Genomic DNA, 25,474 nt, shown 5'->3' with positions numbered 1-25,474 from the left:
CTACGCAAAAAGCAAAGTATTTGTTCTCAGGAGGATAAAATCAGCCGCCAATTCGATTACCTGGACGACCTCGAAGCCTTTCTCGCGGTGGCCGATCACGGCTCGTTCACGGCCGGCGCCGTGGCCCTGTCGACCACGGCCTCGGTACTGAGCCGTGCCGTGACGCGGCTGGAACACCGGCTCGGCGGACAGCTGCTGCGCCGCTCGACCCGCAAGGTGACCTTGACCGAGGCCGGCCGCCAATACCTGGAGCAGGCGCGCGCCGCCTTCACGTTGCTGGGCGACGCCGAGCGCGAGATCCAGGGCCAGGCCGACGCCATGACGGGCCGGGTGCGCATGAGCGTGCCCACCACCTGGGGCCATCACCGCCTGCCGGCGCTGCTGGCCCGTTTCACGCGCGCCTATCCGCAGGTGCGGGTCGAGCTGAACATCACGAACCGCAATGTGGACCTGGTCGCCGAGGGCTTCGACCTGGCGATCCGGCTCGGCCACCTGCCGGACAGCGGCCTGGTGGCGCGCAAGCTGGCGGACGAGCCGCTATGCCTGGTAGCCTCGCCGGACTACCTGCGCCGCGCGGGGACGCCCCAGACCCTGGGCGCGCTGCAAGGGCACGCCTGCCTGCCCTTCATCCTGCCGCGCACCGGCCGCATCGCGCCATGGGTGTTCAGGGATGGCGGCCGGGACATCGAGTGGACGGCGCCGTCCACCATCGCGGTGTCGGACGACGTGCTGGGCGTGGTGTCGCTGGCGGTGGCGGGCATCGGCATCGCCCAGAGCTATGACTTCATCGTGGCCCCGCACCTGGAGAGCGGACGCCTGGTGGAACTGCTGCCGCAACTGCGCGGCCGCTCCCGTCCCTTCTCGGTCGTGTACGCGCCGCACCGGCGCCAGTCGGCCGCCACCCGCGCCATGATCGCCATCCTGACGGGCGCGGACGGCTCCGGTCCCGCACCGTAGCCATTGTCGGCAAACTCGCCCGATTTGCGGCATCATCGTCCTCCTCGATAGCACGCAAACAAGGAGAAATCGATGACCAGCAGCTCGAACCCCTTCTCGACCTACGTCCCGCCACGGGTCTGGTCGCCCGCCACACAATCGGGCGGCGCCTTCGCCAACATCAACCGCCCGATCGCCGGCGCCACCCATGAGCAGGAGCTGCCGGTCGGCAAGCATCCGCTGCAGCTGTATTCGCTGGGTACGCCGAACGGCCAGAAGGTCACGATCATGCTCGAGGAGCTGCTGGCCGCCGGCCACGCCGGCGCCGAATACGACGCCTGGCTCATCAAGATCAACGAGGGCGCCCAGTTCGGCAGCGGCTTCGTCGAGATCAACCCGAACTCGAAGATCCCGGCCCTGGTCGACCGCAGCGGCGACAAACCCGTGCGCGTGTTCGAATCCGGCTCAATCCTGGTCTACCTGGCGGAAAAATTCGACGCCTTCCTGCCGAAGGAATTGCCGGCCCGCGCCGAGACCTTCAACTGGCTGATGTGGCAGATGGGTTCCGCGCCTTTCGTGGGCGGCGGCTTCGGCCACTTCTACGCCTATGCGCCGGAAAAGCTGGAGTATCCGATCAACCGCTATGCGATGGAAACCAAGCGCCAGCTCGACGTGCTCGACCGCCTGCTGGCCGAGCGCCGCTTCGTCGCCGGCGACGAGTACACGATTGCCGACATGGCGATCTGGCCCTGGTATGGCGGCATGGTGATGGGCGAGCTGTACGAGGCGGCCGAATTCCTGTCCGTGCACAACTACCAGCAGGTGCGGCGCTGGGCCGACGAGGTCGGCGCGCGCCCGGCCGTGATCCGCGGCCGCAAGGTCAACCGCGTGCGCGGCAAGCCCGAGGAACAGGTGGCCGAGCGCCACGACGCCGCCGATCTCGACTGATTTCTTGCCTGAGGTCTATCGGACGCGCCTCGAGGCCGTTTGCGGCTAGTATCTGTTCAGTTTCCAGCCGCATGGACGAACCCTCATGGACGATTCCGACCGCAAGGACGGGCGCGGGGTCCAGCCCTCGCGCCGCCGCTTCGTAGGCACCATGGCCGCCGGCCTCGCCGCGGCGCCGGCACTGGCCCAGGCCCAGCCCGGCGCCCAGGCAGCGCCGGTCGCTGCCCGTTCCCTGACGCCGCCTCCCTATCCCGGTCCGCCCTTCCCGCGCCAGAAGCAGGACTGGCCCGGCCTGGCCGGCCGCAATGCCGTCGCGCTGCCGGGCGACATCCGCGACGAAGCCTTCTGCAAGAAGATGGTGGAGCAGGCCGTGCACCAGCTGGGCGGGCTCGACATCCTGGTCGACAATGCGGCGCGCCAGCAGTCGATCGATTCCATCCTCGAGCTCACCACGATGGAGCTGGACTGGCATTTCAAGACCAATCTGTACGCCCTGTTCCGGATCACCAGGGCGGCGCTGCCGCACCTGCCGCCGGGCGCCAGCATCATCACCACGGCGTCGGTGCAGGCTTACGACCCCTCGCCCAACCTGCTGGCCTATTCGCAAACCAAGGCGGCCCGGGTGGCCTTCACGAAATCGCTGGCCAAGCAGCTGGCGGACAAGGGCATCCGCGTGAACGCGGTGGCGCCCGGGCCGGTCTGGACGCCGCTGCAGGTGAGCGGCGGCCAGACCCAGGGCAAGCTGGAGAAGTTCGGCGACGATTCGCCGATGAAGCGTCCGGCCCAGCCGGCCGAACTGGCGCCGGCCTATGTCGCGCTGGCTGCCGCCGACGCCAGCTACACCACCGGCCAGGTGTACGGGGTGGCCGGCGGCGCGGGGAATCCCTGACCGCCAGAGGAGAGCAGCCGGCACAATTGATCGTCATCAAACGCGCGGGGTACGCGCCTTTTACCCTGACCGGGTTGCACCGACACCAACCCAATACCAGCAGGAGAACCGTCATGAGTTATGCAGACCGCGACAAATACGGCATGTACAAGGACACCGGCCACGCCGGTCCCGGCCCCGCCCTGATGGGGGCGGACACCCTGCTCGGCGACGGCGTCGTCAACGGCGCCAACGAGGATCTGGGCGACATCAAGGAGATCATGCTCGACATGAACACCGGCCAGGTCGCCTACGCCGTGCTGGCCTTCGGCGGCTTCCTCGGCATGGGCGAGAAGCTGTTCGCCGTGCCCTGGCAGGCCCTGCACCTGGACACCGTCAACCACCGCTTCGTGCTCGACGTCGAGAAGGAGCGCCTGAAAACCGCCCCGGGCTTCGACAAGGATGCCTGGCCCGACATGGCCGACGTCCAGTGGGCCAGCCAGGTCCACAGCTTCTACGGCACCGACCCGGACCGCGGCGGCCCGCCGAGCATGGGTCCTGACGTGGCGATGCGCGGCATGCCGGGCGGCGCCGGCTCGGTGTCCGGCATGGGCGCGGGCATGGGCGGCCTGGGCGCCGGCCATGCGGGCGGCGTCCAGACCGGCGCGGGCGTGGCCTCGGGCGTGGGCGGCGGCGCGGGTGGCGGCGACCTCGGCTCGGGCAGCGGCATCAGCACCGATCCGCGCGCCGGCAATCAGGGCGGCGACGACGACCTGAGCCACATCCGCGGCAGCAATATCGGCTGAGGCCCGTCGTCAGGAGCCACTTTGCGAAACGGAATGCGAGACGACTTCAACCATCACAACTTGCCGGGCCAGCGCTGATGCCGATGTGGCCGCTGTCCCTCCTGGTCCTGCTTCCGTTCATCGGCGCCTTCGTGGCCGTGTGCATGCCGGAAGGCTCGCGCACGCGCCCGGCGGCGGTGGCCGGGCTGGCGACCCTGGCCGCGCTGCTGCTGGCCGTTTCCCGGTTCGGGCAAGTCCGCACCGGCGAGGTCCTGCGTGCGCGCGCCGCCTGGCTGCCCGAGGCCGGCCTCGACCTCGTCTGGCGGATGGACGGGCTGGCCTGGCTGTTCAGCGTGATCGTGCTGGGCGTCGGCCTGCTGGTGCTGGTCTATGCGCGCTACTACATGTCGCGCAGCGATCCGCTGGGCCGCTTCTTCGCCTACATGCTGGCCTTCATGGGCTCGATGCTGGGCGTGGTCTTGTCCGGCAATATCATCCAGCTGGTCGTGTTCTGGGAGCTGACCAGCCTCACGTCCTTCCTCCTGATCGGCTACTGGCACCAGCGTAACGATGCGCGGCGCGGCGCCCGCATGGCCTTTACCGTGACCACGGCGGGCGGGCTGTGCCTGCTGGCCGGCATGCTGACGCTCGGCCACATGGCCGGCAGCTACGAGCTCGATGCGGTGCTGAAGGCGGCCGACCGGATCCAGGCCCACCGTCTCTACCCGACCGCGCTGGTGCTGATCGCGCTCGGCGCGCTGACCAAGAGCGCGCAGTTCCCCTTCCATTTCTGGCTGCCGCACGCGATGGCCGCGCCGACCCCGGTCTCGGCCTACCTGCATTCCGCGACCATGGTCAAGGCCGGCGTGTTCCTGCTGATGCGCCTGTGGCCGGTACTCTCGGGCACCCAGGAATGGACCTGGATCGTCGGCGGCGCCGGCGTCTGCACCCTGCTGCTGGGGGCCTTCTACGCCATCTTCCAGCACGACATGAAAGGCCTGCTGGCGTATTCGACCATCAGCCACCTGGGCCTGATCACCGTCCTGCTGGGCATCGGCACCCAGCTGTCGGTGGTGGCGGCGATCTTCCACACCATGAACCATGCGGTGTTCAAGGCGTCGCTGTTCATGGCGGTCGGCATCATCGACCACGAGACCGGCACCCGCGACATGCGCATCCTGCGCGGGCTCGGGAAGGTCATGCCGTTCACGGCAGCGCTGGCCGTGGTCGCCAGCGCCGCCATGGCCGGGGTGCCGCTGCTGAACGGCTTCCTGTCGAAGGAGATGTTCTTTGCCGAGGCGGCGCTGGCCGGCGGCACCGAGGACTGGTCGATGGCGGTGGCGGCCACCCTGATGGGGATCTTCAGCGTCGCCTACTCGCTGCGTTTCATCGGCGTGTTCTTCGGCCCGCTCGCGCATGACATCCCGAACCGCCCGGCCCACCAGATCCACGAGCCGCCGCGCTGGATGCGTTTCCCGGTCGAGTGCCTGGTCCTGCTGTGCATTGCCGTCGGCGTGCTGCCGGCGCGCACGGTCGGCGCCGTGCTGGCGGTGGCCACCCGCGCGGTGCTGGGGCCGAACATGCCGGAATACGACCTCGCCATCTGGCATGGCTTCAACCTGCCGCTGCTGATGAGCTTTGTCGCCCTGGCCGGGGGCTGCGTATTCTACGTCTTCCTGCGCCGCCGCGCCAACCTGCGCCAGCGCACCGACGTGCCGGTGCTGCACCACCTGAAGGGCGCCCAGGCCTACGAGAACATCATGCAGTGGCTCAGCCTTGCGGCCGCCTGGCTGATCCGCTGGACCGCCACCCGCCGCCTGCAGCCGCAGTTCCGGGTCATCGTGTTCATGCTGGTGGCCGCGCCGCTGCTGCTGGCCCGGCCGCTGCCGGCCTGGAACCCGCCGGACCTGGGCGACTTCGACCCGCGCTTCTCGCTGCTGTGGCTGATCGGCGCCGCCTGCGCGGTGGCGGCGGCCTGGAAGGCCAAGTACCACCGGCTGGCGGCACTGATCATGGTCGGCGGCACCGGCATCGCCACCAGCATCAGCTTCCTGTGGCTGTCGGCGCCGGACCTGGCGCTGACCCAGCTGATGGTGGAAACCGTCACCACGGTGCTGATCCTGCTCGGCCTGCGCTGGCTGCCGCTGCGCCGGGCCCCGCCCGGCCTGCTGGCGCGGCCGCCGGCCTCCACCCAGTTCCGCCGCGCGCGCGACCTGCTGCTGGCGCTGGCCGGCGGCCTCGGACTGGCGGCCCTCAGCCACCTCGTGCTGACCCGCCCCGGCGGCCGCAGCATCAGCGATTTCTACGTGCTGCGCGCGCTGCCGGAAGGCGGCGGGGCCAACGTGGTGAACGTGCTGCTGGTCGACTTCCGCGGCTTCGACACGATGGGCGAGATCACCGTGCTGGGCGCGGTGGCGCTGACCGTGTACGCGCTGCTGCGGCGCTTCCGGCCGGCGCCCGAGAGCGTGGCGATCCCGCTGCAGCAGGCCAACGACGCCGACCCGGCGGTGCGCCAGCCGCCGGCGCTGCAGGCCGCCGGCGGCTACCTGATGATCCCCGCCGTCTACATGCGGCTGCTGCTGCCGGTGATGGGCACCATCGCCGCCTATTTCTTCATGCGCGGCCACAGCCTGCCGGGCGGCGGCTTCGTCGCCGGCCTGATCTTCGCCACCGCCCTGATCGTGCAGTACATGGTGGCCGGCACCGAATGGGTCGAGGCCCACCTGCGCCTGCGTCCGCACCGCTGGATCGCCTGGGGCCTGGCAACCGCCTGCGGCACCGGCCTGGGCGCCTGGCTGCTCGGCTACCCCTTCCTGACCAGCCATACCGCCCACCTGGCGCTGCCGGTGCTGGGCGAGATCCACGTGCCGAGCGCCTTCGTGTTCGACCTCGGCGTGTTCCTGGTGGTGGTCGGCTCGACCATGCTGATCCTGGTGGCGCTGGCCCACCAGTCGCTGCGCAGCCACCGGCTCCCGCCCGGCGCCGCACGCGCCGCGGCACCGTCGGCGCTGCCGCCGGCCAAGGAGATCCAGTAATGGAAGCCGTCATCTCGCTGGCGATCGGCATCGTCTTCGGCGCGGGCATCTGGCTGGTGCTGCGGCCGCGCAGCTTCCAGGTGCTGTGCGGGCTGATGCTGATGTCCTATGCCGTCAACCTGTTCATCTTCGTCATGGGCCGGCTGTGGATCGACCGCCCGCCGCTCATTCCTTCCGATCTGCCAGCAGGCAGCGCGCCCGATCCGGCCGCGCTGGCCGACCCGCTGCCCCAGGCCCTGGTGCTGACCGCGATCGTGATCGGCTTCGCCACCACCGCGCTCTACCTGGTGGTGATGATCGGTTCGCGCGGCCTGACCGGCACCGACCACGTCGACGGCAGGGAGCCCGAGCCATGAAGGCGCTGGACCACCTGCTGCTGGTGCCGATCCTGCTGCCGCTGCTGTGCGGCGCGGTGCTGACGCCGCTGACCCAGGGCTGGCACCGGCTCAAGTTCGCGCTCGGCTACGCTTCGGTGCTGGGCATGCTGGCGACGGCGCTGGCGCTGGCCGCGTTGGCCGACGGCGGCTACTGGGAGGACGGCATCGGCGTCTACCTGGCCGCCAACTGGGCGGCGCCGTTCGGGATCGCCCTGGTGGCCGACCGCCTGGCTGCGCTGATGCTGCTGCTCACCGCGTTGCTGGGCCTCGCCGCCCTGCACTTCGCCAGGCAGCGCTGGGGCCGGATCGGAGCGCACTTCCATACGCTGTTCCAGTTCCTGCTGATGGGGATCAACGGCGCCTTCCTGACGCACGACCTGTTCAACCTCTTCGTGTTCTTCGAGGTGATGCTGGCGGCGTCCTACGGCCTGGTGCTGCACGGGTATAACGCCGAACGGCTGCGCGCCAGCATGCAGTACATCGCCGTCAACCTGGCCGCCTCGCTGCTGTTCCTGCTCGGCGCAGCGCTGATCTATGCCGCCGCCGGCACCCTGAACATGGCCGACCTGGCCGCCCGCGTGGCCGCCATGCCGCCCGCGGACCGCGGCCTGCTCGAGCTCGGGGCAACCGTGCTGGCGCTGGCCTTCCTGATCAAGAGCGCGATGTGGCCGCTCGGCTTCTGGCTGCCGACCACCTATGCCGCCGCCTCGCCCCCGGTGGCGGCGATGCTGGTGCTGATGACCAAGGTCGGCGCCTACGCCATCCTGCGCCTGTGGCTGCTGCTGTTCCCGATAGCCGAAGGCGCGGCGGCCGGCTTCGGCTCGAATTTCGGCTACCCTGCGCTGCTGTGGGGCGGCATGGCCACCATCGTGTTCGGCGCCGCCGGCATGCTGTCCACGGACAGCGCCGGGCGCCTGGCCGGCTATGGCGCCATCGTCTCGTCGGGGACGCTGCTGGCGGTGATCGGCTACGGCCAGGCCTCGCTGGTGGCGACCGGGCTGTACTACCTGGCCGGCTCGACGCTCGCGATCGCCGCCTTCCTGCTGCTGATCGAACTGATCGAACGGATCCGCACCCCGCGCGCGGCGATGCTGGCATTGACGATGGAGGTCTGGGCGGTCGAGGACAAGCCGGACGAGCCGGAGGGGCGCGGCGTGCCGGCCGCGATGGCCTTCCTGGGGCTCTCCTTCGCCGCCTGCGCGCTGGTGATCGCCGGCCTGCCGCCGCTGTCCGGCTTCGTCGCCAAGTTCAGCCTCTTCCACGCGCTGCTGAATCCACCGGACGGCCCCATTCCGGCCGCCGGCTGGGCGCTGATGACCCTGATCATCGCGGCCGGCCTGGTGGCGGTGCTCTCGATGATGCGCTTCGGCGTACGCACCTTCTGGGCCAGCAGGGTCGATGCGCCGCCCAGGCTGCAGCGCTCGGAAGTCCTGCCGGTGGTCTTCCTGCTCGGGCTGACGGTCTTCATGACGGTCGAAGCCGGACCGATCTTCGGCTACCTGGGCCGCACCAGCGAAGGCATCCACCGGCCGGCGGACTACATCGCCCGGGTGCTGGGCCAGCCGCCGGTGGCATCCGCGGTGGAGGCGAAATGAGGCGCTGGCTGCCCTTCCCCTTCGTCTCGCTGGCCCTGTGCGCCCTGTGGCTGCTGCTGAACCAGACCGTGCACCCGGCCCACCTTTTGCTGGGTGCCGCCATCGGCATCGCCGCGCCGCTCCTGAGCCGCAAGCTGCAGCCACTCGGCTACCCGCGCATGCGCACGGCGGCGCAGTGGCGATCCCTGGTGCGCCTGCTGGCCATGGCTTCGGTGGAAGTGGTGCGCTCCTGCTTCGCGGTGTGCCGGATCATCCTGTTCGCCGATTACACGCGGGTCAATTCGCAGTTCATCCGGGTGCAGCTGACCCTGCGCGATCCCTACGGCCTGGCGGCCCTGTCCTGCCTGATCAACATGACGCCCGGTACGGTCTGGGTCGAGATCCTGCCCGAGCGCCACGAACTCGCGCTGCACGTGTTCGACCTGAAGGACACGCAATGGTGGATAGCCACCATCAAGACCCGTTACGAACAACCCCTGATCGACATCTTTGAAACGGAGGCTTCCCGTGGCGACCCTGTTTGAACTGGCGGTCGGCTATGCGCTCGTGTGCGTGCTGGCGGCCATGCTGCTGTGTACCGTGCGCCTGCTGGCCGGTCCCTCGGCCCACGACCGCGCGCTGGCGCTCGACACCTTGTGGATGTGCGGGATGCTGCTGGCGCTGGTGCTCGGCATCCGCTACGGCTCCCAGGTGTACTTCGAAGCGGCGATGCTGATCGCGCTGCTGGGCTTCGTCTCGACCGTCGCCCTGGCCAAGTTCCTGATGCGCGGGGAGATCATCGAATGAGCGGCCTGGAACAGCCCCCTTCCTGGGCACTGGCGGGCGCCGCGCTGCTGCTGGTCCTGGGCGCCAGCATCACCCTGATCGGCGCCCTCGGCCTGCTGCGCCTGCGCACCTTCTACCAGCGCATCCACGGGCCGGCGATCACGATCACGCTCGGCGCCGGCTCCGTGCTGCTGGCGTCGATGCTGTACTTCACGGCCGCGCAATCGCGCCTGGTGATGCACGAACTGATCATCGCCGCCTTCCTCTTGATGACGGCGCCGGTGGTCTCGATGATGCTGATGCGCGCCGCCGTCTACCGCGACCTGCGCGCGCGCCGCCAGGACTCCGGCGTGGAAGCCGGCAAGGTGTACGCTGTCGCCCCTGCGCAGCAACTGGCCGCCCCGCCGCCGCCGTCCCCGGATGCGGGTCCGCCATTACCTGGGAGGTAATCGCCACGCGGCACGCTGCCCGGCACACTGGTCTCCATCAACCACCCGCCACAAGGAGATCGCCATGAACCACGCAGCCACCCAGGCCACCATCATCGCCGACCGCTACCTCGCCGTCTGGAACGAACGCGACGACATCACCCGCCGCGCCCGCGTCGCCCAGCTGTTCGCCGCCGACGCCACCTATGCCGACCCGATGATGCACGGCAGCGGCATCGACGGCATCGACAGCATGATCGCCACCGCCCAGCGCCAGTTCCCCGGCCTGCGTTTCAGCCTGCACGGCGCGCCGGACGGCCACGACAACGTGGTGCGCTTCTCGTGGACGCTGGCCGCCGACGGCGCCGCGCCGGTGGCCAGGGGCAGCGACGTCGCCTACATCGACGGGCGCGGCCGCCTGCTCAAGGTCACCGGCTTCCTCGACGCCGTCTGAGGAGACCACCATGAGCCCCCATGCACGCATTGCCGGCCCCAACACCATCGCCACCGCGGATGGGGTCCAGCTGTTCTACCGCGACTGGCCCGGCAGCCGCGCGCAAGCCCAGCCCGTCCTCTTCGTCGGCGGCTGGTCGATGGCATCAAGCTCCTGGGGCTACCAGATGATGGCCCTGCAGCGCCGCGGCCTGCGCTGCGTCGCCTTCGACCGCCGCGGCCACGGGCGGGGTCGATCCGGCGCTGCTCGAGCAGTTCCGCAGCCGGCAGCTGCTGCGCGACTACCCGTTGTGGATCGAGGAGAACATCGAGCCTTTCGTGCCGGGCGCGAACGCGACGACCAGGGCCTGGCTGGCCGCGATGGCCCTCGATAATTCGCTGCAGGCCCTGCACGACTGCCACGCCGCGGTCCAGGGCGCCGACATGGTGGACGAGCTGCGCGCCATCGACGTGCCGGTGCTGATCATTGCGGGAGATCGGGACGTCTCGGCGCCGCTCGACCTGACCGCGCGCCGCAGCGCCGCCCTGGTCCCGGACGTGCGCCTGCGGGTGATCGAAGGCGCGGCCCACGGCATGTTCGTGACCCATGTCGAGCGGGTGAACACCGATCTGCTTGAGTTCATTTCCGAGCCCGGTTACATTGGGCGCGACCGACAGGAGCGAGGATGAGCACAGCCACAGCAAACATCGAAGGCGCCGGCACCGGGGCGGAGTCGACATACTTCAGCGACTTCGCGTCCGCGCTGCGCTACTGGCGCACCCGGCGCGGCGTCAGCCAGCTGCGGCTGTCGACCGACAGCGGGGTCTCGCAGCGCCACCTGAGTTTCCTGGAGAGCGGCCGCTCCCAGCCCAGCCGCGACCTGATCCTGAAGCTCGGCATCGCGCTCGACGTCCCGCTCCGGCAGCGCAATGCAATGCTGCTGGCCGCCGGTTTCGCGCCGGCCTACCAGGAACGCAGCCTGTCCGACCCCGAGCTGGCGAGCGTGATGCAGGCCCTCGAATTCATGCTGCGCCAGCAGGCCCCCTTTCCGGCGCTGGTGGTCGACCGCCTGTGGAACCTCGTGATGTTCAACGAGCCCGCCGCCGGCATGATGAAGTGGCTGCTCGGCATGCCGGAAGAAGCGGTCATCCCGCGCGACGGTTCGGTCAACGTGCTGCGCCTGATGCTGAGCCCCGACGGCCTGCGCCGCCACCTCCTCAACTGGGAAGCGGTGTGCGCCGACAGCCTGCTGTGGATCCAGCGCGAAGCCATGGCCGACGGCCCGGGCAGCGAAGCGACCGCCCTGCTGGCGGAACTCTCCATCCTGCCCGGCATGCCCTCGGCCGGCCACCTGCCCAACCTGGAGCGGAGGGCGCTGCCCTTCCTGCCCCTGCAGATCGCCCGCGACGACATCTGCCTGAACCTGTTCACCACCATCACCACGCTCGGCACGCCGCACGACGTGACGGTGCACGAGCTGCGGCTGGAGTCCTTCTTTCCGGCGGATCCGGAGACGGCGGCCTGGTTCCGGGAGCGCTTCGGCGGCTAGACAGGCCACGGAGGCGCTGCAACTCGCGCCGCCAGGCTGCATTTCGCGCCGGTTCGCCGCAATTCGTCGCATGCCGTCCCGCCTTCTCCACGGCCAGGGCAAAGTGTGCTCACCCGATGCACTTTACCCAACGAACCCGAAGGAGCCCATCATGCTGCAGCAGATCCTGATCCACACCCCCGTCTACGTCTGGGCCATCCTGGCCGTGCTGGTCTGGCGCGGCACGGCCGCCCTGCGCGACCGCGAGATGAAGGTCCGCAGCCTGTTCATCGTCCCGGCCGTGATGCTGGCGCTGTCGCTGCAGGACGTCGGCAGCAAATTCGGCTCGAGCGGCCTGGCCTACGCCGTCTGGGCCGCCGCGGCGGCAATCAGCGCGCTGCTGGTGTGGAAATCCGGCCGCAGCCGCACGGCGCCCGGCTCGGGCCCCGGCAGCGTGATCGTGCGCGGCAGCTGGGTACCGCTGGCGATGATGATGGCGATCTTCTTCACCAAGTACGCGGCCTCGGTGCTGCTGGCGGTGCTGCCGCATGCGCGCCAGGATGCGCTGGTGGCAGCCGGCGTGTGCGCCCTGTTCGGCGTCTTCAACGGCTGCTTCCTGGGCCGCCTGGCGCTTGATGTCGCCGCCGTGCGCGATCAGCGCGGCTTGAGCACCGCACGGAATGCCTTCAACGCAGCCGGATGATAGATGGTGGCATGCGTCTCGCCGGGCCAGGCTTCATAACTGAAGCCGAGGCCCGGCGCCTTTTCCAGACTGTTCTTCAGCGCGGCATCCATGTCGGGCAGGCCGTCGGCGCTGGCCGCGATGTAGAGGGTCTTCTTCGCCGCGCCGGACGGCGGCTGCGTGCGCAGGCGCTGGGCCAGCCGGCGGTCGTTCCACCACAGGCTGGGGTCGATGGCGATATAGGTGTCGAACAGGTCGGGCTCCAATGCCAGGGTCTCGACCACGAACAGCCCGGCCAGCGATTCGCCGACGATCGCCCGCTCCCGCGTGACGCGGTAGCGCTTTTCCACTTCCGGCATCAGCTCGGTGCGGATGAAGTTGCGGTAGGCCTGGGAGCCGCCGACCTGGGGTGCGATGCTGCGGTCCTTCGCAACCTCGGTAGGGCCGGTGAGGTCGCGCCGGCGCTGGGTGTTTTCGATTCCCACCAGCAGGAAGGGCCGCACGGTGCCGTTGCCGGCGCCGACCTGCAGCAGGCCGGCCACGTGCAGGAAGTCTTCCAGCATGCCGCCGTCCGGCATGTACAGCACCGGCAGCGGCGTGCCGGCGGGGATGCCGGCCGGGACGTAAACATTGATGCGCCGGGTCTCGCCGAGCGCGGCGGACTGGATGGTCCAGGTGTCGCCGATGGACAGCGGCGCGGCTGCGGACGCGACTGCCGGCGCCGCCACCGCGGCGTTCCAGCAGCCGATCGACAGGCAGATCGCGAAGACGGCGGAAGTGATACGTGACATTGGCATGCTCATTCTTTCTTATGATTGTGACAAAGCGTGGATTTGTTGGGCACCCGCGGCTGCTATTGTCCAGCATGGCCAACAGTATCCACTTTTTTCCCTTGCCCGACCTGCTTCTGACGCTGTATCTGCTGCTCGTCTTCCCTCTTCAACGCCTGTGGCGCAGCCTGCATCCGGCGCCGCGCAAGCCGCCGCTGCCGCCGCTGCGGACCTACTGGAAACAGGCCCGCTTCGTGCTGGTACTGCTTGCCGCGCTGGCTGCGGTCATGTGGACCGGCGGGCATTCGGCGGCAAACCTGGGGCTGGCCTTCCCGCGGACGTCTGCCGCGGCCTGGGGCCTGGCCATCGCTTGCGGCGTGCTGCTGGCCCTGCACCTGGCCGGCAAGCGGATGGAGCGCAGGATGACGCCGGCGCAGCTCGCGGCGCAGGAAGCACGGCTGCAGCAGCTGCCCTTCGTGATGCCGCGCACGGCGCTCGAGACCGCGGCCTACCTGGCCACCTCCGTTCTCATGACCGCGGCCTGGGAGATCCTGTTCCGGGGCTACCTGCTGCTCGTGGTACCGCCGTTCACCGGCCTGCCCGTGGCGCTCGCGCTGGCCGCCATCGCCTACGGCGCGGCGCATGGCTACAAGAATCCGCGCCAGTTCGCCGGCTCGATCGCGGCCTCCTTCGCCTTCGCGATCGGCTATGCGCTCACCAGGAGCCTGTGGTGGCTGATCGTGCTGCACGCGGCCGCGCCGGTCACGATGCTGTTCACCGTGCGAAAAATCCAGGCGCGGGCGGCGCAGGCCGCGGCATCCGCGTCGGCGGCATAGCCGCGCGGCTCAGCGCAGCATCGACTCCCACACCTTCTGCAGGCGCTTGCTGGACACCGGCATCGGCGTCCTCAGCTCCTGCGCGAACAGCGAGACGCGCAGCTCTTCCAGCATCCAGCGGAAGTCCGTCATGCGCGGATCGAGGTTCTTCAGCGGCTGGTTCTTGATGGTGCGCTGGAACTGGGTCGCCGCCGTCTGCCATTCCGCCATCAGCTGGGCGTCGCGCGCCGTATTGGTGCGCAGCTTTTCGAGGCGCACGTTCATCGCCTTCAGGTAGCGCGGGAAGTGGGCCAGCTGGCTGTACTCGGTGTCGGCGATGAAGCGCTTGTGCACCAGTTCCTTCAGTTGCGCCTGCATGTCGGCGGCCACCGCCTGCGGCAGGTTCTGCAGGCGCTTGGGCATGCCGTGGAACTCGGCCAGCACCTGTCCCACCAGGCGCGCGATCTCGTTGATCAGGAGGCCGATGCGGCCCTTGCCCTCGTCCTTGCGCTTGTTAAAGGACGCGGCATCAATCGGCAGCGGATCCTGCAGACAGGCGATGTCGATGGCCTTGTTGACGATCTGCTCACGCAGGTCGTCGGACGAACCGACCGACATGAACTGCATGCCCATCTGCTGCAGGCCGGGAATGTTCTTCTCGGCGAACTTGAGCTGGTCCTTGAACTGCAGCGCGAACAGGCGGCGCAGGCCGATGCGGTGGGTGCGCGCGGCCACGTTGGGGTCGTCGAAGACCTCCAGGTCGCAGTGCGTGCCCTTGTCGACGAGGGCCGGGAAGCCGATCAGGGTCAGCTTGCCCTGGTTGATCTCCAGGAGTTCCGGCAGCTCGCCGAAGGTCCAGCTGGTGATGTTGGTAGTGGCCGACGCCGGGGTGCTGGCCGGTGCCGCTGCCGCTTCCTTGCCTTTCGCCGCCGGCGCATTCGCAGCGGCAGCAGGAGCGGAAGCCGTGCCGGACGCCGAGCCGGATGCCGCAGCGGGCTTGCCGAACGCCGCCTGCGCCTTCGCCTGGCCGCTGGCCACGGCCGCCGGCGTGGATTCCGCCATGCGCTGGAAACTCTGGCGCGCCTGGCTGCCCAGTTCCGCCTGCAGGGTTGCCAGGCTGCGGCCCATGTCGAGCTGGCGGCCATGCTCGTCGACCACCTTGAAGTTCATGAACAGGTGGGCCGGCAGGGTCTCCAGCTTGAAGTCGGTGGTCAGCACGCGCGCACTGGTGTGCTGGTGGATGTCGGCGATCAGCGCATCGATGAGATCTCCTCTGCCGAAGCGCACCGGGTCCTGGTTGCGCTCGAAGAAGCCGGCCGCGTAGTCCGGCAGCGGCACGCAGTGGCGGCGCAGCTTCTGCGGCAGGGACTTCAGCAGCAGCTGCACTTTTTCCTTCAGCATGCCGGGCACCAGCCAGCCCGGACGCGCTGAGGGGATCTGGTTCAGCGCGAACAGCGGCACGGTGAGCGTGACGCCATCGCGCGGGCTGCCCGGCTCGAAGTGGTAGCTCAGCGACATCTCGATGCCGGTGACGTTCATCGTCTTCGGGAACAGCTCGGTGGTGACGCCGGCCGCCTCGTGGCGCATCAACTCCTCCTTGTTCAGGAAGAGCAGCTTCGGGTTGTCGCGCGACGCGTCCTTGTACCACTTCTCGAAGCCGGCGCCGTTGACGATGTCGCCCGGGATCTCCTTGTCGTAGAAGGCCGCGATCAGCTGGTCGTCGACCAGCACGTCGAGGCGCCGCGACTTGTGCTCGAGGTTCTCGATTTCACGGATCAGCTTGTGGTTGTGGGCGAAGAAGGGCGCACGGGTGTCGTAGTCGCCCGCCACCAGCGCGTCGCGGATCAGGATCTCGCGCGATTCGGCCGGATTGATGTTGGCGTAGTTGATGCGGCGCTGACTGTAGACGACGATGCCGTACAGGGTCGCGCGCTCGCTGGCCGTCACCTGGGCGCTGCGCTTCTCCCAGCGCGGTTCGCCCCACGATTTTTTCAGCAGGTGGCCGCCGATCTTCTCGACCCACTCGGGCTGGATCTGGGCCAGGGTGCGCGCGTACAGGCGCGTGGTCTCGACCAGTTCGGCCGCCATCACCCACTTGCCCGCCTTCTTGCCGAGGTAGGAACCGGGCCAGATGTGGAACTTGATGCCGCGCGCACCGAGGTAAGCCCCGGAGTCGTCTTCCATCTTGTAGCCGATGTTCCCCAGCAGGCCGGTCAGCAGCGCCATGTGCAGCTGATCGTAGGTGGCCGGGGCTTCGTTCATGCGCCAGCCCTGCTCCCTGACGATGGTAAGCAGCTGGGAATGCACGTCGCGCCACTCGCGCAGGCGGACCTGCGAGAGGAAGTTCTCGCGGCAGTTCTCCTGCAGCTGGCGGTTGGTTTTCTTGTGCTCGATGGCCTGCTCGAACCAGCGCCAGATCTTCACGTAGCTGAGGAACTCGCTCTTCTCGTCGGCGAATTTCTTGTGCTTCTCGTCGGCCTGCTGCTGGTATTCCATCGGCCGGTCGCGCGGGTCCTGCACCGACAGCGCCGACGCGATGATCAGCATCTCGGTCAGGCAGTTGTTGTCGACGGCGGCCAGGATCATGCGGCCCACGCGCGGGTCGAGCGGCAGCTTGGCCAGCTTGCGCCCCATGGGGGTGAGTTCGTTGGCATCGTCGACCGCGCCCAGCTCCTGCAACAGCTGGTAACCGTCGGCGATCGCGCGGCCCTGCGGCGACTCCACGAACGGGAAGGTCTCCACGTCCGTCAGGTGCAGCGACTTCATGCGCAGGATGACGGCCGCCAGCGAGGAACGCAGGATCTCCGGCTCCGTGAATTTCGGGCGCTGCAGGAAATCCTGTTCTTCATACAGGCGGATGCAGACGCCGTCGGCCACGCGGCCGCAGCGGCCGGCACGCTGGTTGGCCGCCGACTGCGCGATCGGCTCGACCTGCAGTTGCTCGACCTTGTTGCGGTAGCTGTAGCGCTTCACGCGCGCCAGGCCGGAGTCGACCACGTAGCGGATGCCGGGCACGGTCAGCGAGGTCTCGGCCACGTTGGTCGCCAGCACGATGCGGCGCGCATTGGTGGTCTTGAAGACGCGATCCTGCTCCTCCACCGACAGGCGGGCGAACAGCGGCAGGATCTCGACGTGCGGCGGATGCTGCTTGCGCAAGGCTTCGGCGCAGTCGCGGATCTCGCGCTCGCCGGGCAGGAAGACCAGCACGTCGCCCTGTCCCAGGCGGCAAAGCTCATCCACGCCGTCGACCACGGCGTCGATCAGGTCGCGCTTGTCGCGCGCGGCCTGGGCCTTCGACACCGACTTGCCCGCATCTTGCCTGCCCTCTGCGGGCGCGCCGGCCGTGACCGGGTCGCGGTCGACCGGGCGGTAGCGCACCTCGACCTTGTACAGGCGGCCGGAGACTTCGATGACCGGCACCGGCTTGGTCTCGCTGCCGAAATGGCGCGCGAAGCGCTCGGCGTCGATGGTCGCCGAGGTGATGATCACCTTCAGGTCCGGGCGACGCGGCAGGATCTGCTTCAGGTAGCCCAGCAGGAAGTCGATGTTCAGGCTGCGCTCGTGGGCCTCGTCGATGATGATGGTGTCGTAGGCCTTGAGCAGCGGGTCGGTCTGGGTCTCGGCCAGCAGGATACCGTCGGTCATCAGCTTGACCCAGGCGCCAGGCTGCAGGGTGTCGTTGAAGCGCACCTTGTAGCCCACGTGCTCGCCCAGCGGCGTGCCCAGTTCGTGGGCGATGCGCTTGGCGGTGCTTGAAGCCGCGATACGGCGCGGCTGGGTGTGGCCGATCATGCCCTTCTCGCCGCGGCCCAGTTCCAGGCAGATCTTCGGCAGCTGGGTCGTCTTGCCGGAACCGGTTTCGCCGGAGACGATGATGACCTGGTGCTTCTGCAGGGCTTCGGCGATCTCGCGGCGGCGGCCGGAGACCGGCAGGTCTTCGGGGAAGGTGATGACGGGCAGCGGCGTGCGCATCGGCGGCTTGCGTTCGGCGCGCGGCTGCTCGCTGCGTCCCGGCTCCTTGCGTGGCTGCGCACGTTCGCCGTCTTGCGGCGTCGCTGCGGGCGCACGCGCTTTCGCCTGCGCGAGCGCATTCGCCAGCGCACCATCGCGTCCACCTCGCTGGCCCCCACCTTGGCGGCCATCGCCACCACGGCGCTCGCCGGCCTCGCGGTGCACGCGTTCCGGCTTGGCCTGCAGGTCCGGCGTCTTCGTCAGCGGCGCGCGCGTGTCGGCGCCGCCCGCGTCCTGGCGGGACGGGCTTGGATTGCGGTCGGTGGAAGCGGCGCGCGCCGGGCTCGGCGAAGGCTTGTTACTCTGTTCTGACATTGATTTTTACAAGGTATTTGGTGCGCAAGTCGCGCAGCCAATTATAATGCGGCAAATGGAAAACCCTACCCAATTCGTCCAGTGGCTGCGCTCGGTCGCACCGTATATTCACGCGTTCGGCGGCAAGACTTTCGTCGTCGCCTTCCCAGGTGAGCTGGTCGCCGCCGGCGCCCTGCCCGTGCTGGCCCAGGATCTGTCCCTGCTGGTCGGCCTCGGCATCCGCGTGGTGCTGGTGCACGGCTCGCGGCCCCAGGTCGCCGAGCAGCTCGCCCTGCGTAACGTCGAGGGACGCTTCCACAACGGCGTGCGCATCACCGACGGCGCGGCGATGGAATGCGCGAAGGAAGCGGCCGGCGAACTGCGCCTGGACATCGAGGCTGCCTTCAGCCAGGGTTTGCCGAACACGCCGATGTCGAATGCCCACATCAGCATCGTCTCCGGCAACTTCGTGACCGCGCGTCCGCTGGGCGTGATCGACGGCATCGACTTCGAACTGACCGGCGTCACCCGCAAGATCGCGGCCGAGAAGATCCACCCGATCCTGCAGACCGAGGACAATATCGTGCTGCTGTCGCCGCTCGGCTTCTCGCCGACCGGCGAGGTGTTCAACCTGACCATGGAAGACGTGGCCTCGCAGGCGGCGATTGCCCTGCATGCCGAAAAGCTCATCTTCATCACGGAAACGCCGATGATGCTCGACGCCGCCGGCGCCGAGATCCGCGAACTGTCCTCGCACCAGGCCGAAGCCGTGCTGCAGGCGGGTTTCCTGCCGAACGACGCCTCGTTCTACCTGCAGCATGCGATCAAGGCCTGCAACAGCGGCGTCGACCGCTCCCACATCGTGCCCTTCCAACTGGACGGCTCGGCCCTGCTCGAACTGTTCACCCACGACGGCGTGGGCACCATGATCAGCCACGAGAACCTGGAGAGCCTGCGCCAGGCCACAATTGAGGACGTCGGCGGAATTATCAAGCTCATCGAGCCGCTGGAAGCCGACGGCACCCTGGTCAAGCGTCCGCGCGAGCTGATCGAACGCGAGATCGACCATTTCTCCGTCATCGAGCACGACGGCGTGATCTTCGGCTGCGCCGCGCTCTACCCCTTCCCCGGCGAGAAGATGGGCGAGATGGCCTGCCTGACCGTGAGCCCGGACGCCCAGACCCAGGGCGACGGCGAACGCATCCTGAAGAACATCGAAAACCGCGCCAGGGCCGCCGGCCTGACCAGGCTGTTCGTGCTGACCACCCGCACCGCGCACTGGTTCAAGAAGCGCGGCTTCGTGCCGGCCACCGTGGACGACCTGCCGAAGGACCGCGCCCACATGTATAACTGGCAGCGCCGGTCGCAGATTTTCATCAAGACCTTATAATTGTCGCTTTCGAATTTCGAACCAGGAGCAAGAACATGGCGCGCACCGTCCACTGCATCAAACTGAACAAGGAAGCCGAAGGCCTGGACTTCCCGCCCTACCCGGGCGAACTGGGCAAGCGGATCTATGAAAGCGTGTCGAAGGAAGCGTGGCAGGGCTGGCTCAAGCACCAGACCATGCTGATCAACGAAAACCGCCTGAACATGGCCGACGCCCGCGCCCGCAAATACCTGGCGACCCAGATGGAGCGCCATTTCTTTGGCGAAGGCGCCGATGAGGCGGCCGGTTACGTGCCGCCGACGGCCTGATCGTCCGCATCGCAGCAAAGCAAAACGGCGCCAGATCTGGCGCCGTTGTCGTTTCCGCAAGACGAAGCGCTCAGGGTGAGCTCAAGCCTTGAGCACCGCCATCACATCCTGCACGACTATCCTGTCGACCCAGTCGCCGCGCTGGGGGGCGGTGATCACGGTGCTGTTGGCCCGATCGATCGGCGCCCATTCCGGATTGTTCTGCCGCATCAGGGCGATCACCGGCACGTGGACGGCATTCGCCAGGTGCATCACGGCCGTTTCCACCGAGATGACCAGCTCGCACAGGCTCAACACGGCCGGCAGCTGGAAGAAGTTGTCTTCCGCACTGAACAGCCAGGTCCGCTCCAGCCCGGCCGCGGCGAACAGCTCGCGGGCCCGCCCCAGTTCCTCGGGCACCACGTTGACGACGAAGCCGGCGTCGCGCCAGTCCGCCTCGCAGCGCATGGTCCGGATCAGCCCGATGACCCGTTCGAGCGGCCAGCTGCGTTCCACCGACTTGGAAAACGCGTTGACGAAAACCACGCGGGACGGCTTGCCGTCGACGCCCATGAAGCCCCAGTCCGCGAACTGCCTGCGCGCATAGGCCATCCACTTGTCCGCCACCTGGAGCACCGGGAAGCGCGCGGACGGCGGGATCTCCATGCCGAACAGCTGGGTGAACCAGCCGGCGTAGATGTCGCTGATGTGCTGCCCGGCATGGGAAGCCGCCGTGTAGGCCGGAATGAAGGCATCCAGCTTGCGGTAGATGAGGCGCTTGGGCAGGTCGTAGGGCCGCACCCGTTTCTTCTGCCCGACCACGAAGCCCTGCGGGCTGATGCTGCGCGCCAGGCTGGCGTACTTGTGGCGCTCCAGCACGGCGAGCGAGACCACGACCGGATAGTCTTCCCGGCGCGCCGCTTCCAGCGATTCGCGGTAGAGCCGGGGGCTGTAGGTTTCGTCGTAGACCTTGTGGATGCAGGAGCATTCGGCCAGCCAGTCGTACAAGGCATACTTGCGGAGCTGCTCCCATTCCGAAGAACGGGAGGTGCGGCGGCGCTCGTCGACCCACAGGTGGATCTTCAGGTGGGGATGGGCCTGGGCGAAGGCCTGGAAGCAGGCCTGCAGGTAAGTGAAGTCGCCGATGGCCAGGTGGGCGATGAACAGGATCTTGTCGGCTTGCCGCAGCAGTGCGGGAGCGACCAGCGGGGCCTGCATGGCCGGAGGAAAAGGACGGACGGCATCGAATCCCGATGGTTGCGGCACAACATAAGGCCCGGCGAAAGCGGGCTTGGCGGCATGCTTGCGCCAGGTATCGAGCCCGATGGATTGCTCACCTGCTGGTTTCATATTCCGACCTTGCACTGAAGACGATGCGGAAATTCTATGGGGAATCAGCCATGCGAAATGCAAATGAACTGTAAGAATTGGTAAATTTATGTCAAGACGATAGCATGGTGCACTGCGCAAGCATGCATGCGCACGATTGGATGAACGAAAAGCACACAAAAGCGCCGAGCGCGCGACGGCGCCCGCACAAACGCGGAATGACGCCGCAGCGTCAGCGCGGCAGGCAGGCGGGGGCGGCGTTCAGGTAACGCCAGCCGCCGCGCAGCTCCACCACGGGCAGGCCTGGCGCCAGGCGCTGGCCCGCGGGGCACAGCAGGCGGTCGACGCTGTCGCTGCCGGCATTGAACAGCACCTTGCGCGGCTGGCCGGTCTGTGGATAGACGGCAGTTGCCTGCAGGTCCATGCCGCCGTCCACGTTGCGGCTGCGTTCAAAGAAAATCTCCGGATCGGGATTGTAGAGAGCGGGAGCGTGGTCGAGCACATGGCGCGCCAGCGGGCTGAATTGCGTGTACGCGTATTTCTTGGCGTGGACCATGGCGCCGGCCTGCAGCAGGAAGACCATGCCCAGCAGCGCACGCGGCCAGTGAGCGCGGCCGCGCAGCCACCAGAAGGCCAGGAACAGCAGCGGCATCGCACCCCAGAAGGCGTAGCGCAGGACGCCCTGTCCGCCGGCGTTCCAGTTCACCGCCGACAGCGCCGGAAATGCCAGCGCCAGCATGAACAGCGCCGTGAGCATCCCCGCCGCCAGTGCCAGTCCGCGCCGGCGCCGCGGGAAGGCGCCCGCCAGCAGGACCAGCATGCCGGGGATGGCGAGGATCATGCCCTGGTTGAGATCGAAGAAATACGAGCAGAGGCGCGCCAGCCCGACCAGATGGCGGTCGGTGGAATACAGGGCGATGACGCTGGGCGTTCCCCATTGCCATTGCCCAAAGGCGAAAGGCAGCAGGGCCAGGCCGCCCTGCAGGACGGCACCAGCCAGCAAACGCCCCCAGTGCGGCGCCTGGACGTCCCTCTCCGCGCCGCGCGCAACCAGCAGGGCGAACAAGGGCGCGAATACGGAAAAGAAAGCCAGCGAAGGATTCTGCATGGCCGCCATGCCGGCCAGCAGGCCGCCGGCAAGCGGGCGCCCCTGGACGAACAACATCATGCCCGCCAGCAGGGCCGCCGCCGTGACCATCTCGGGGCTGCACCAGTTGCCGTACAAGATGCCGCCGCTGAGCAGCACCAGCCCCAGGGCCGCGAAGGCGCGCCTGCCGGAGCCGAAGAAATGGAACATCACGATGCCCAGCAGCCACAGGGCACCGAAATTAACGATCTGGAATGCCTTGAAGGGATTGGCGGCGCCGGCTTCCAGCAACATCCGGAAAGGCAGGGCGGCGAGCACCGGGTAGGCGAAGAAGTGGATGGTGTAGATGCCATCCCTGCCGCGGTAGAGGCCGGGCATGGGTATCTGCTCGCCGCGCGCGATCTTGTCACGCATCGACAGGAACAGCGCGCGATAGCCGGGCTCGGGCGACAAGGCGGCGGCCAGCGCGGCATCCTCCACACGCAGCTCGGGCGTGCCGTGGCTGGCGATCGCGACGGTGGTCACGCCGTATTCGAAGAAATCTCCCGCCTTGTCCGGCTTCGACACCAGCAGGACCAGCAGGATCAGCGCCAGCTGGATGGCGAAGGCCAGGCGCGGCGAACCCTCTCGCCTCACAGTTGGCGGCACTGGCGCATTTCGCAACGCGCCATGAACACCTTGCCGTTATCGCATTGCATGCGGTAGACCTCGACCGGCCCCGGCTCGGTAACCAGGGCCGCGCCCTGCCCGCCCGTGCAGGCCTGCTGCCTGGCCAGCTTCTCGACGGTGTTCGACGAGACGCCCAGGCGGAACGGCAGCTTCTGGATCGGCGTGCCGTCCGCGTCGACCGGCCCGGCAGGCCTGGCCGGCACCGCCGCCGCCGCGGATACGGGCGGCATCGGTTTGTGGAACATCGAGCAGCCGCCCAGCAGCGCGGCAAGGAAGATCATGCATGGCAGACGCTTCATGCCGCGCTCCGGATCAGAAGCTCAGGGTCTTGACGCCTTCCGCCATGCCCAGCAGGCAGACGTTGGCGCCGCGCTGGGCAAACAGGCCGACGGCGATCACGCCGACGATCTGGTTGATTTCCGTTTCCAGCGCCACCGGATCGGTAATCGACAGGCCGGCCACGTCGATGATGTGGCCGCCGTTGTCGGTGACGAAGGCTTCATCGCTGCCCGCCTTGGTGCGCAGGCGAGGCTGGCCGCCGAGGGCCGCCAGCTTGCGCATCACCGACGCGCGCGCCATCGGCACGACTTCGACCGGCAGCGGGAACTTGCCCAGGGTCTGGACCAGCTTGGAGCCGTCGGCGATGCACACGAAGCTCTTCGAGACGGAGGCGACGATCTTCTCGCGCGTCAGGGCCGCGCCGCCGCCCTTGATCATGGCGCCGGAGGCGTCGATCTCGTCGGCGCCGTCGACGTAGACGGAGATCGAGTCGACCTCGTTCAGGTCACGCACTTCGATGCCGTGGCTGCGCAGGCGGGCGGCGGTGGCTTCCGAAGACGCGACCGCGCCCTTGATGCGGTGCTTGATCTTGCCGAGTTCGTCGATGAAGTAATTGGCGGTCGAGCCGGTGCCGACGCCGATGATTTCGCCGTCGACCACATAGTCGATGGCGGCGCGGGCTACCGCCTGCTTGAGTTCGTCCTGAGTCATGATGGTGTTGTTGGTAGGTGAGAAATGCCGCCATTCTACCGGATGCGGGCGAAGCTCAGATCAGCCGCAGCATCGCCGCCTTCAGCACACCCGCCGTCTTGTTGGCCGCGCCCAGCTTGCGCAGCGCGTTATCGATGTGGAAGATTACGGTGCGCTCCGAGATCGCCAGGATCTCGGCGGACTCCGAGGCCGTCTTGCCGTCCGCGGCCCAGCGCAGCACCTCGACCTCGCGCTCGGTCAGCCTGATCGAGGCCGCGCCATCCGGCCTGGCGGCCAGGATGTTCGACAGCGCCGCATGCGCCGCCTGGGCCAGCCAGTGCATCTTCTGCGAGTTCGCCTGGTATTCGCTGTGCGCGATGGGTTCGCCCGAACGGGCAAGCGTCAGCAGGCTGGCGACACCCTTGAGGTCGTGCGTCGGCTGGGCCCAGCCGATCTGCAATCCATGGGCGCGCGCATCTTCCCACAGCGCGCGGCTGGACGCGAACAGCGCCTCCGACCACAGCAGGGACCGGGTCGACGTCATGCCGTGGGCCACGGTGGGATCGTCCTTCATGTAATGCTCGGACTGGTATCTCAGCTGCCAGGCTTGCGGGTAATTGTTCACCATGATGGTGCGCGGGTTCGAGAACGGCAGCGGCAGGCGCATGCCGAACGCGCAGTAATCGAAGCCGAGTTCCCCGGCCGCCTTTGCCAGCAGGTCCAGCAAGGCGGCCTCGCTGCGCGCTTCCGCCAGGCCGTGCAGCCAATCCTGATGTCCATCCATGCCGAACTGCTGCGCCACCCTGCTCTCCAGGTAAGGGAACCGTGATACCTCGAACACGCCGGCCTGCAAGAACTTACAGTGCCTTGCCGGACAGAAGACTGCTAGACTGGCGTGCCATGAATTGTTGCCAACAATAACACAAGAAGCACCCTACCCAGCCGGCATTTTTCACCCCTGAGGAGACGAGGATGATCAGCAAGAACACGATTTGCCTGTGGTTCGACAAGGATGCACTGGAAGCGGCGCAGTTCTACGCCGCCACCTTTCCGGACAGCGCGGTCACGGCGGTCCATCACGCGCCGGGCGACTACCCTGCCGGCAAACAGGGCAATGTGCTGACGGTCGAGTTCACGGTGGCCGGCATTCCCTGCCTCGGCCTGAACGGCGGTCCGGGCCACCCGCACACGGACGCCTTTTCCTTCCAGATCGCCACCGAAGACCAGGAAGAAACCGATCGCCTGTGGAATGCCATCGTCGGCAACGGCGGCCAGGAAATCGCCTGCGGCTGGTGCAAGGACAAATGGGGCCTGTCGTGGCAGATCACGCCGCGCGTGCTGTCCGAAGCCATCGTCGACCCGGACCCGGCGGCGGCCAAGCGGGCCTTCGAAGCGATGATGGGCATGGTGAAGATCGATGTCGCGGCCATCGAGGCGGCGCGGCGGGGCTGAGGCAGGCCGACTGGAGCTGCT

26 protein-coding genes are annotated in these 25,474 nt (G+C 68.0%); 19 read left to right on the top strand and 7 right to left on the bottom strand.

Features of this window, described 5'->3' with window-relative positions; all coding sequences use genetic code 11:
* Positions 1-39: 39 nt before the first annotated feature.
* The 15 genes from AB4Z32_RS14045 to AB4Z32_RS13975 all read left to right on the top strand — a co-directional run bounded on the left by AB4Z32_RS14045 (position 40) and on the right by AB4Z32_RS13975 (position 12,401).
* A complete protein-coding gene (locus tag AB4Z32_RS14045; protein WP_442122483.1) occupies positions 40-957 on the top strand; it encodes a LysR substrate-binding domain-containing protein in 918 nt (305 codons plus the stop codon).
* A gap of 72 nt (positions 958-1,029) precedes the next feature.
* Positions 1,030-1,884: a glutathione-dependent disulfide-bond oxidoreductase gene (yghU, locus tag AB4Z32_RS14040; protein ID WP_442122467.1), complete on the top strand. Its 855-nt coding sequence runs from the start codon at positions 1,030-1,032 to the stop codon at positions 1,882-1,884.
* A gap of 85 nt (positions 1,885-1,969) precedes the next feature.
* Positions 1,970-2,773: an SDR family oxidoreductase gene (locus tag AB4Z32_RS14035; RefSeq protein WP_442122466.1), complete on the top strand. Its 804-nt coding sequence runs from the start codon at positions 1,970-1,972 to the stop codon at positions 2,771-2,773.
* Between the two features lie 113 nt (positions 2,774-2,886).
* On the top strand, positions 2,887-3,558 hold the full coding sequence (locus tag AB4Z32_RS14030) for a PRC-barrel domain-containing protein (RefSeq protein WP_442122465.1): 672 nt from the start codon (positions 2,887-2,889) through the stop codon (positions 3,556-3,558).
* Positions 3,559-3,635: 77 nt separating this feature from the next.
* The gene (locus AB4Z32_RS14025; RefSeq protein ID WP_442122464.1) at positions 3,636-6,572 is read left to right on the top strand and encodes a monovalent cation/H+ antiporter subunit A; all 2,937 of its coding nucleotides are present in this window, start codon (positions 3,636-3,638) and stop codon (positions 6,570-6,572) included.
* A complete protein-coding gene (locus AB4Z32_RS14020; RefSeq protein ID WP_442122463.1) occupies positions 6,572-6,928 on the top strand; it encodes a Na+/H+ antiporter subunit C in 357 nt (118 codons plus the stop codon). Before AB4Z32_RS14025 ends, AB4Z32_RS14020 begins: the two co-directional genes overlap by 1 nt.
* Positions 6,925-8,544 (top strand): monovalent cation/H+ antiporter subunit D, encoded by a 1,620-nt coding sequence (locus AB4Z32_RS14015; RefSeq protein WP_442122462.1) that lies wholly within the window; start codon positions 6,925-6,927, stop codon positions 8,542-8,544. Before AB4Z32_RS14020 ends, AB4Z32_RS14015 begins: the two co-directional genes overlap by 4 nt.
* Positions 8,541-9,068 (top strand): Na+/H+ antiporter subunit E, encoded by a 528-nt coding sequence (locus AB4Z32_RS14010; RefSeq protein ID WP_442122461.1) that lies wholly within the window; start codon positions 8,541-8,543, stop codon positions 9,066-9,068. Before AB4Z32_RS14015 ends, AB4Z32_RS14010 begins: the two co-directional genes overlap by 4 nt.
* Complete coding sequence (locus AB4Z32_RS14005; RefSeq protein WP_442122460.1) at positions 9,052-9,330, top strand: K+/H+ antiporter subunit F; 279 nt, start codon at positions 9,052-9,054, stop codon at positions 9,328-9,330. Before AB4Z32_RS14010 ends, AB4Z32_RS14005 begins: the two co-directional genes overlap by 17 nt.
* A complete protein-coding gene (gene mnhG / locus AB4Z32_RS14000) occupies positions 9,327-9,758 on the top strand; it encodes a monovalent cation/H(+) antiporter subunit G (protein WP_442122459.1) in 432 nt (143 codons plus the stop codon). The genes AB4Z32_RS14005 and mnhG overlap by 4 nt, the downstream gene beginning before the upstream one ends.
* 64 nt (positions 9,759-9,822) lie before the next feature.
* Positions 9,823-10,191, top strand: coding sequence for a nuclear transport factor 2 family protein (locus AB4Z32_RS13995; RefSeq protein WP_442122458.1), 369 nt, complete (start codon positions 9,823-9,825; stop codon positions 10,189-10,191).
* A 10-nt stretch (positions 10,192-10,201) separates the two neighbouring features.
* On the top strand, positions 10,202-10,564 hold the full coding sequence (locus tag AB4Z32_RS13990) for an alpha/beta fold hydrolase (RefSeq protein ID WP_442122457.1): 363 nt from the start codon (positions 10,202-10,204) through the stop codon (positions 10,562-10,564).
* A complete protein-coding gene (locus AB4Z32_RS13985) occupies positions 10,551-10,859 on the top strand; it encodes an alpha/beta fold hydrolase (RefSeq protein ID WP_442122456.1) in 309 nt (102 codons plus the stop codon). Before AB4Z32_RS13990 ends, AB4Z32_RS13985 begins: the two co-directional genes overlap by 14 nt.
* The gene (locus AB4Z32_RS13980) at positions 10,856-11,719 is read left to right on the top strand and encodes a helix-turn-helix domain-containing protein (RefSeq protein WP_442122455.1); all 864 of its coding nucleotides are present in this window, start codon (positions 10,856-10,858) and stop codon (positions 11,717-11,719) included. The genes AB4Z32_RS13985 and AB4Z32_RS13980 overlap by 4 nt, the downstream gene beginning before the upstream one ends.
* 151 nt (positions 11,720-11,870) lie before the next feature.
* Positions 11,871-12,401: a DUF6622 family protein gene (locus AB4Z32_RS13975; RefSeq protein ID WP_442122454.1), complete on the top strand. Its 531-nt coding sequence runs from the start codon at positions 11,871-11,873 to the stop codon at positions 12,399-12,401.
* On the opposite strand, the gene AB4Z32_RS13970 is transcribed toward AB4Z32_RS13975, so the two are convergent.
* Positions 12,353-13,171: an alpha/beta hydrolase gene (locus AB4Z32_RS13970; protein WP_442122453.1), complete on the bottom strand. Its 819-nt coding sequence runs from the start codon at positions 13,169-13,171 to the stop codon at positions 12,353-12,355. The genes AB4Z32_RS13975 and AB4Z32_RS13970 overlap by 49 nt on opposite strands.
* A 101-nt stretch (positions 13,172-13,272) precedes the next feature.
* Here AB4Z32_RS13970 and AB4Z32_RS13965 point away from each other — a divergent pair, with 101 nt between their 5' ends.
* Positions 13,273-13,986, top strand: coding sequence for a CPBP family intramembrane glutamic endopeptidase (locus AB4Z32_RS13965; protein WP_442122452.1), 714 nt, complete (start codon positions 13,273-13,275; stop codon positions 13,984-13,986).
* Between the two features lie 9 nt (positions 13,987-13,995).
* Here the strand turns inward: AB4Z32_RS13965 and hrpA are convergent, their stop codons facing one another.
* The gene (gene hrpA, locus AB4Z32_RS13960) at positions 13,996-18,291 is read right to left on the bottom strand and encodes an ATP-dependent RNA helicase HrpA (protein ID WP_442122451.1); all 4,296 of its coding nucleotides are present in this window, start codon (positions 18,289-18,291) and stop codon (positions 13,996-13,998) included.
* 46 nt (positions 18,292-18,337) lie between these two features.
* Between hrpA and argA the strand changes: the two genes are divergently transcribed.
* Positions 18,338-19,660, top strand: coding sequence for an amino-acid N-acetyltransferase (gene argA, locus AB4Z32_RS13955; protein WP_442122450.1), 1,323 nt, complete (start codon positions 18,338-18,340; stop codon positions 19,658-19,660).
* Positions 19,661-19,695: 35 nt separating this feature from the next.
* Positions 19,696-19,968 (top strand): oxidative damage protection protein, encoded by a 273-nt coding sequence (locus AB4Z32_RS13950; RefSeq protein ID WP_047823576.1) that lies wholly within the window; start codon positions 19,696-19,698, stop codon positions 19,966-19,968.
* An 81-nt stretch (positions 19,969-20,049) separates the two neighbouring features.
* On the opposite strand, the gene AB4Z32_RS13945 is transcribed toward AB4Z32_RS13950, so the two are convergent.
* The 5 genes from AB4Z32_RS13945 to AB4Z32_RS13925 all read right to left on the bottom strand — a co-directional run bounded on the left by AB4Z32_RS13945 (position 20,050) and on the right by AB4Z32_RS13925 (position 24,842).
* Positions 20,050-21,297 (bottom strand): glycosyltransferase family 9 protein, encoded by a 1,248-nt coding sequence (locus AB4Z32_RS13945; RefSeq protein WP_442122449.1) that lies wholly within the window; start codon positions 21,295-21,297, stop codon positions 20,050-20,052.
* 211 nt (positions 21,298-21,508) lie between these two features.
* The gene (locus AB4Z32_RS13940; protein WP_442122448.1) at positions 21,509-22,999 is read right to left on the bottom strand and encodes a hypothetical protein; all 1,491 of its coding nucleotides are present in this window, start codon (positions 22,997-22,999) and stop codon (positions 21,509-21,511) included.
* Positions 22,996-23,331 (bottom strand): hypothetical protein, encoded by a 336-nt coding sequence (locus AB4Z32_RS13935; protein WP_442122447.1) that lies wholly within the window; start codon positions 23,329-23,331, stop codon positions 22,996-22,998. The genes AB4Z32_RS13940 and AB4Z32_RS13935 overlap by 4 nt, the downstream gene beginning before the upstream one ends.
* 13 nt (positions 23,332-23,344) lie before the next feature.
* Positions 23,345-24,022: a ribose-5-phosphate isomerase RpiA gene (gene rpiA, locus AB4Z32_RS13930; protein ID WP_442122446.1), complete on the bottom strand. Its 678-nt coding sequence runs from the start codon at positions 24,020-24,022 to the stop codon at positions 23,345-23,347.
* A gap of 55 nt (positions 24,023-24,077) precedes the next feature.
* Entirely contained in the window at positions 24,078-24,842 is a 765-nt protein-coding gene (locus AB4Z32_RS13925) for an autoinducer binding domain-containing protein (protein WP_442122445.1), read from the bottom strand.
* A gap of 131 nt (positions 24,843-24,973) precedes the next feature.
* Between AB4Z32_RS13925 and AB4Z32_RS13920 the strand changes: the two genes are divergently transcribed.
* Positions 24,974-25,453 carry a VOC family protein gene (locus AB4Z32_RS13920; protein WP_442122444.1) on the top strand — a complete coding sequence of 160 codons (480 nt, stop codon included), beginning with the start codon at positions 24,974-24,976 and terminating at the stop codon, positions 25,451-25,453.
* Positions 25,454-25,474: the final 21 nt, after the last annotated feature.

Source organism: Massilia sp. 2TAF26 (assembly GCF_052115005.1).
Lineage (GTDB): Bacteria > Pseudomonadota > Gammaproteobacteria > Burkholderiales > Burkholderiaceae_D > Telluria.
This window is presented reverse-complemented; position numbering and strand designations above follow the sequence as displayed.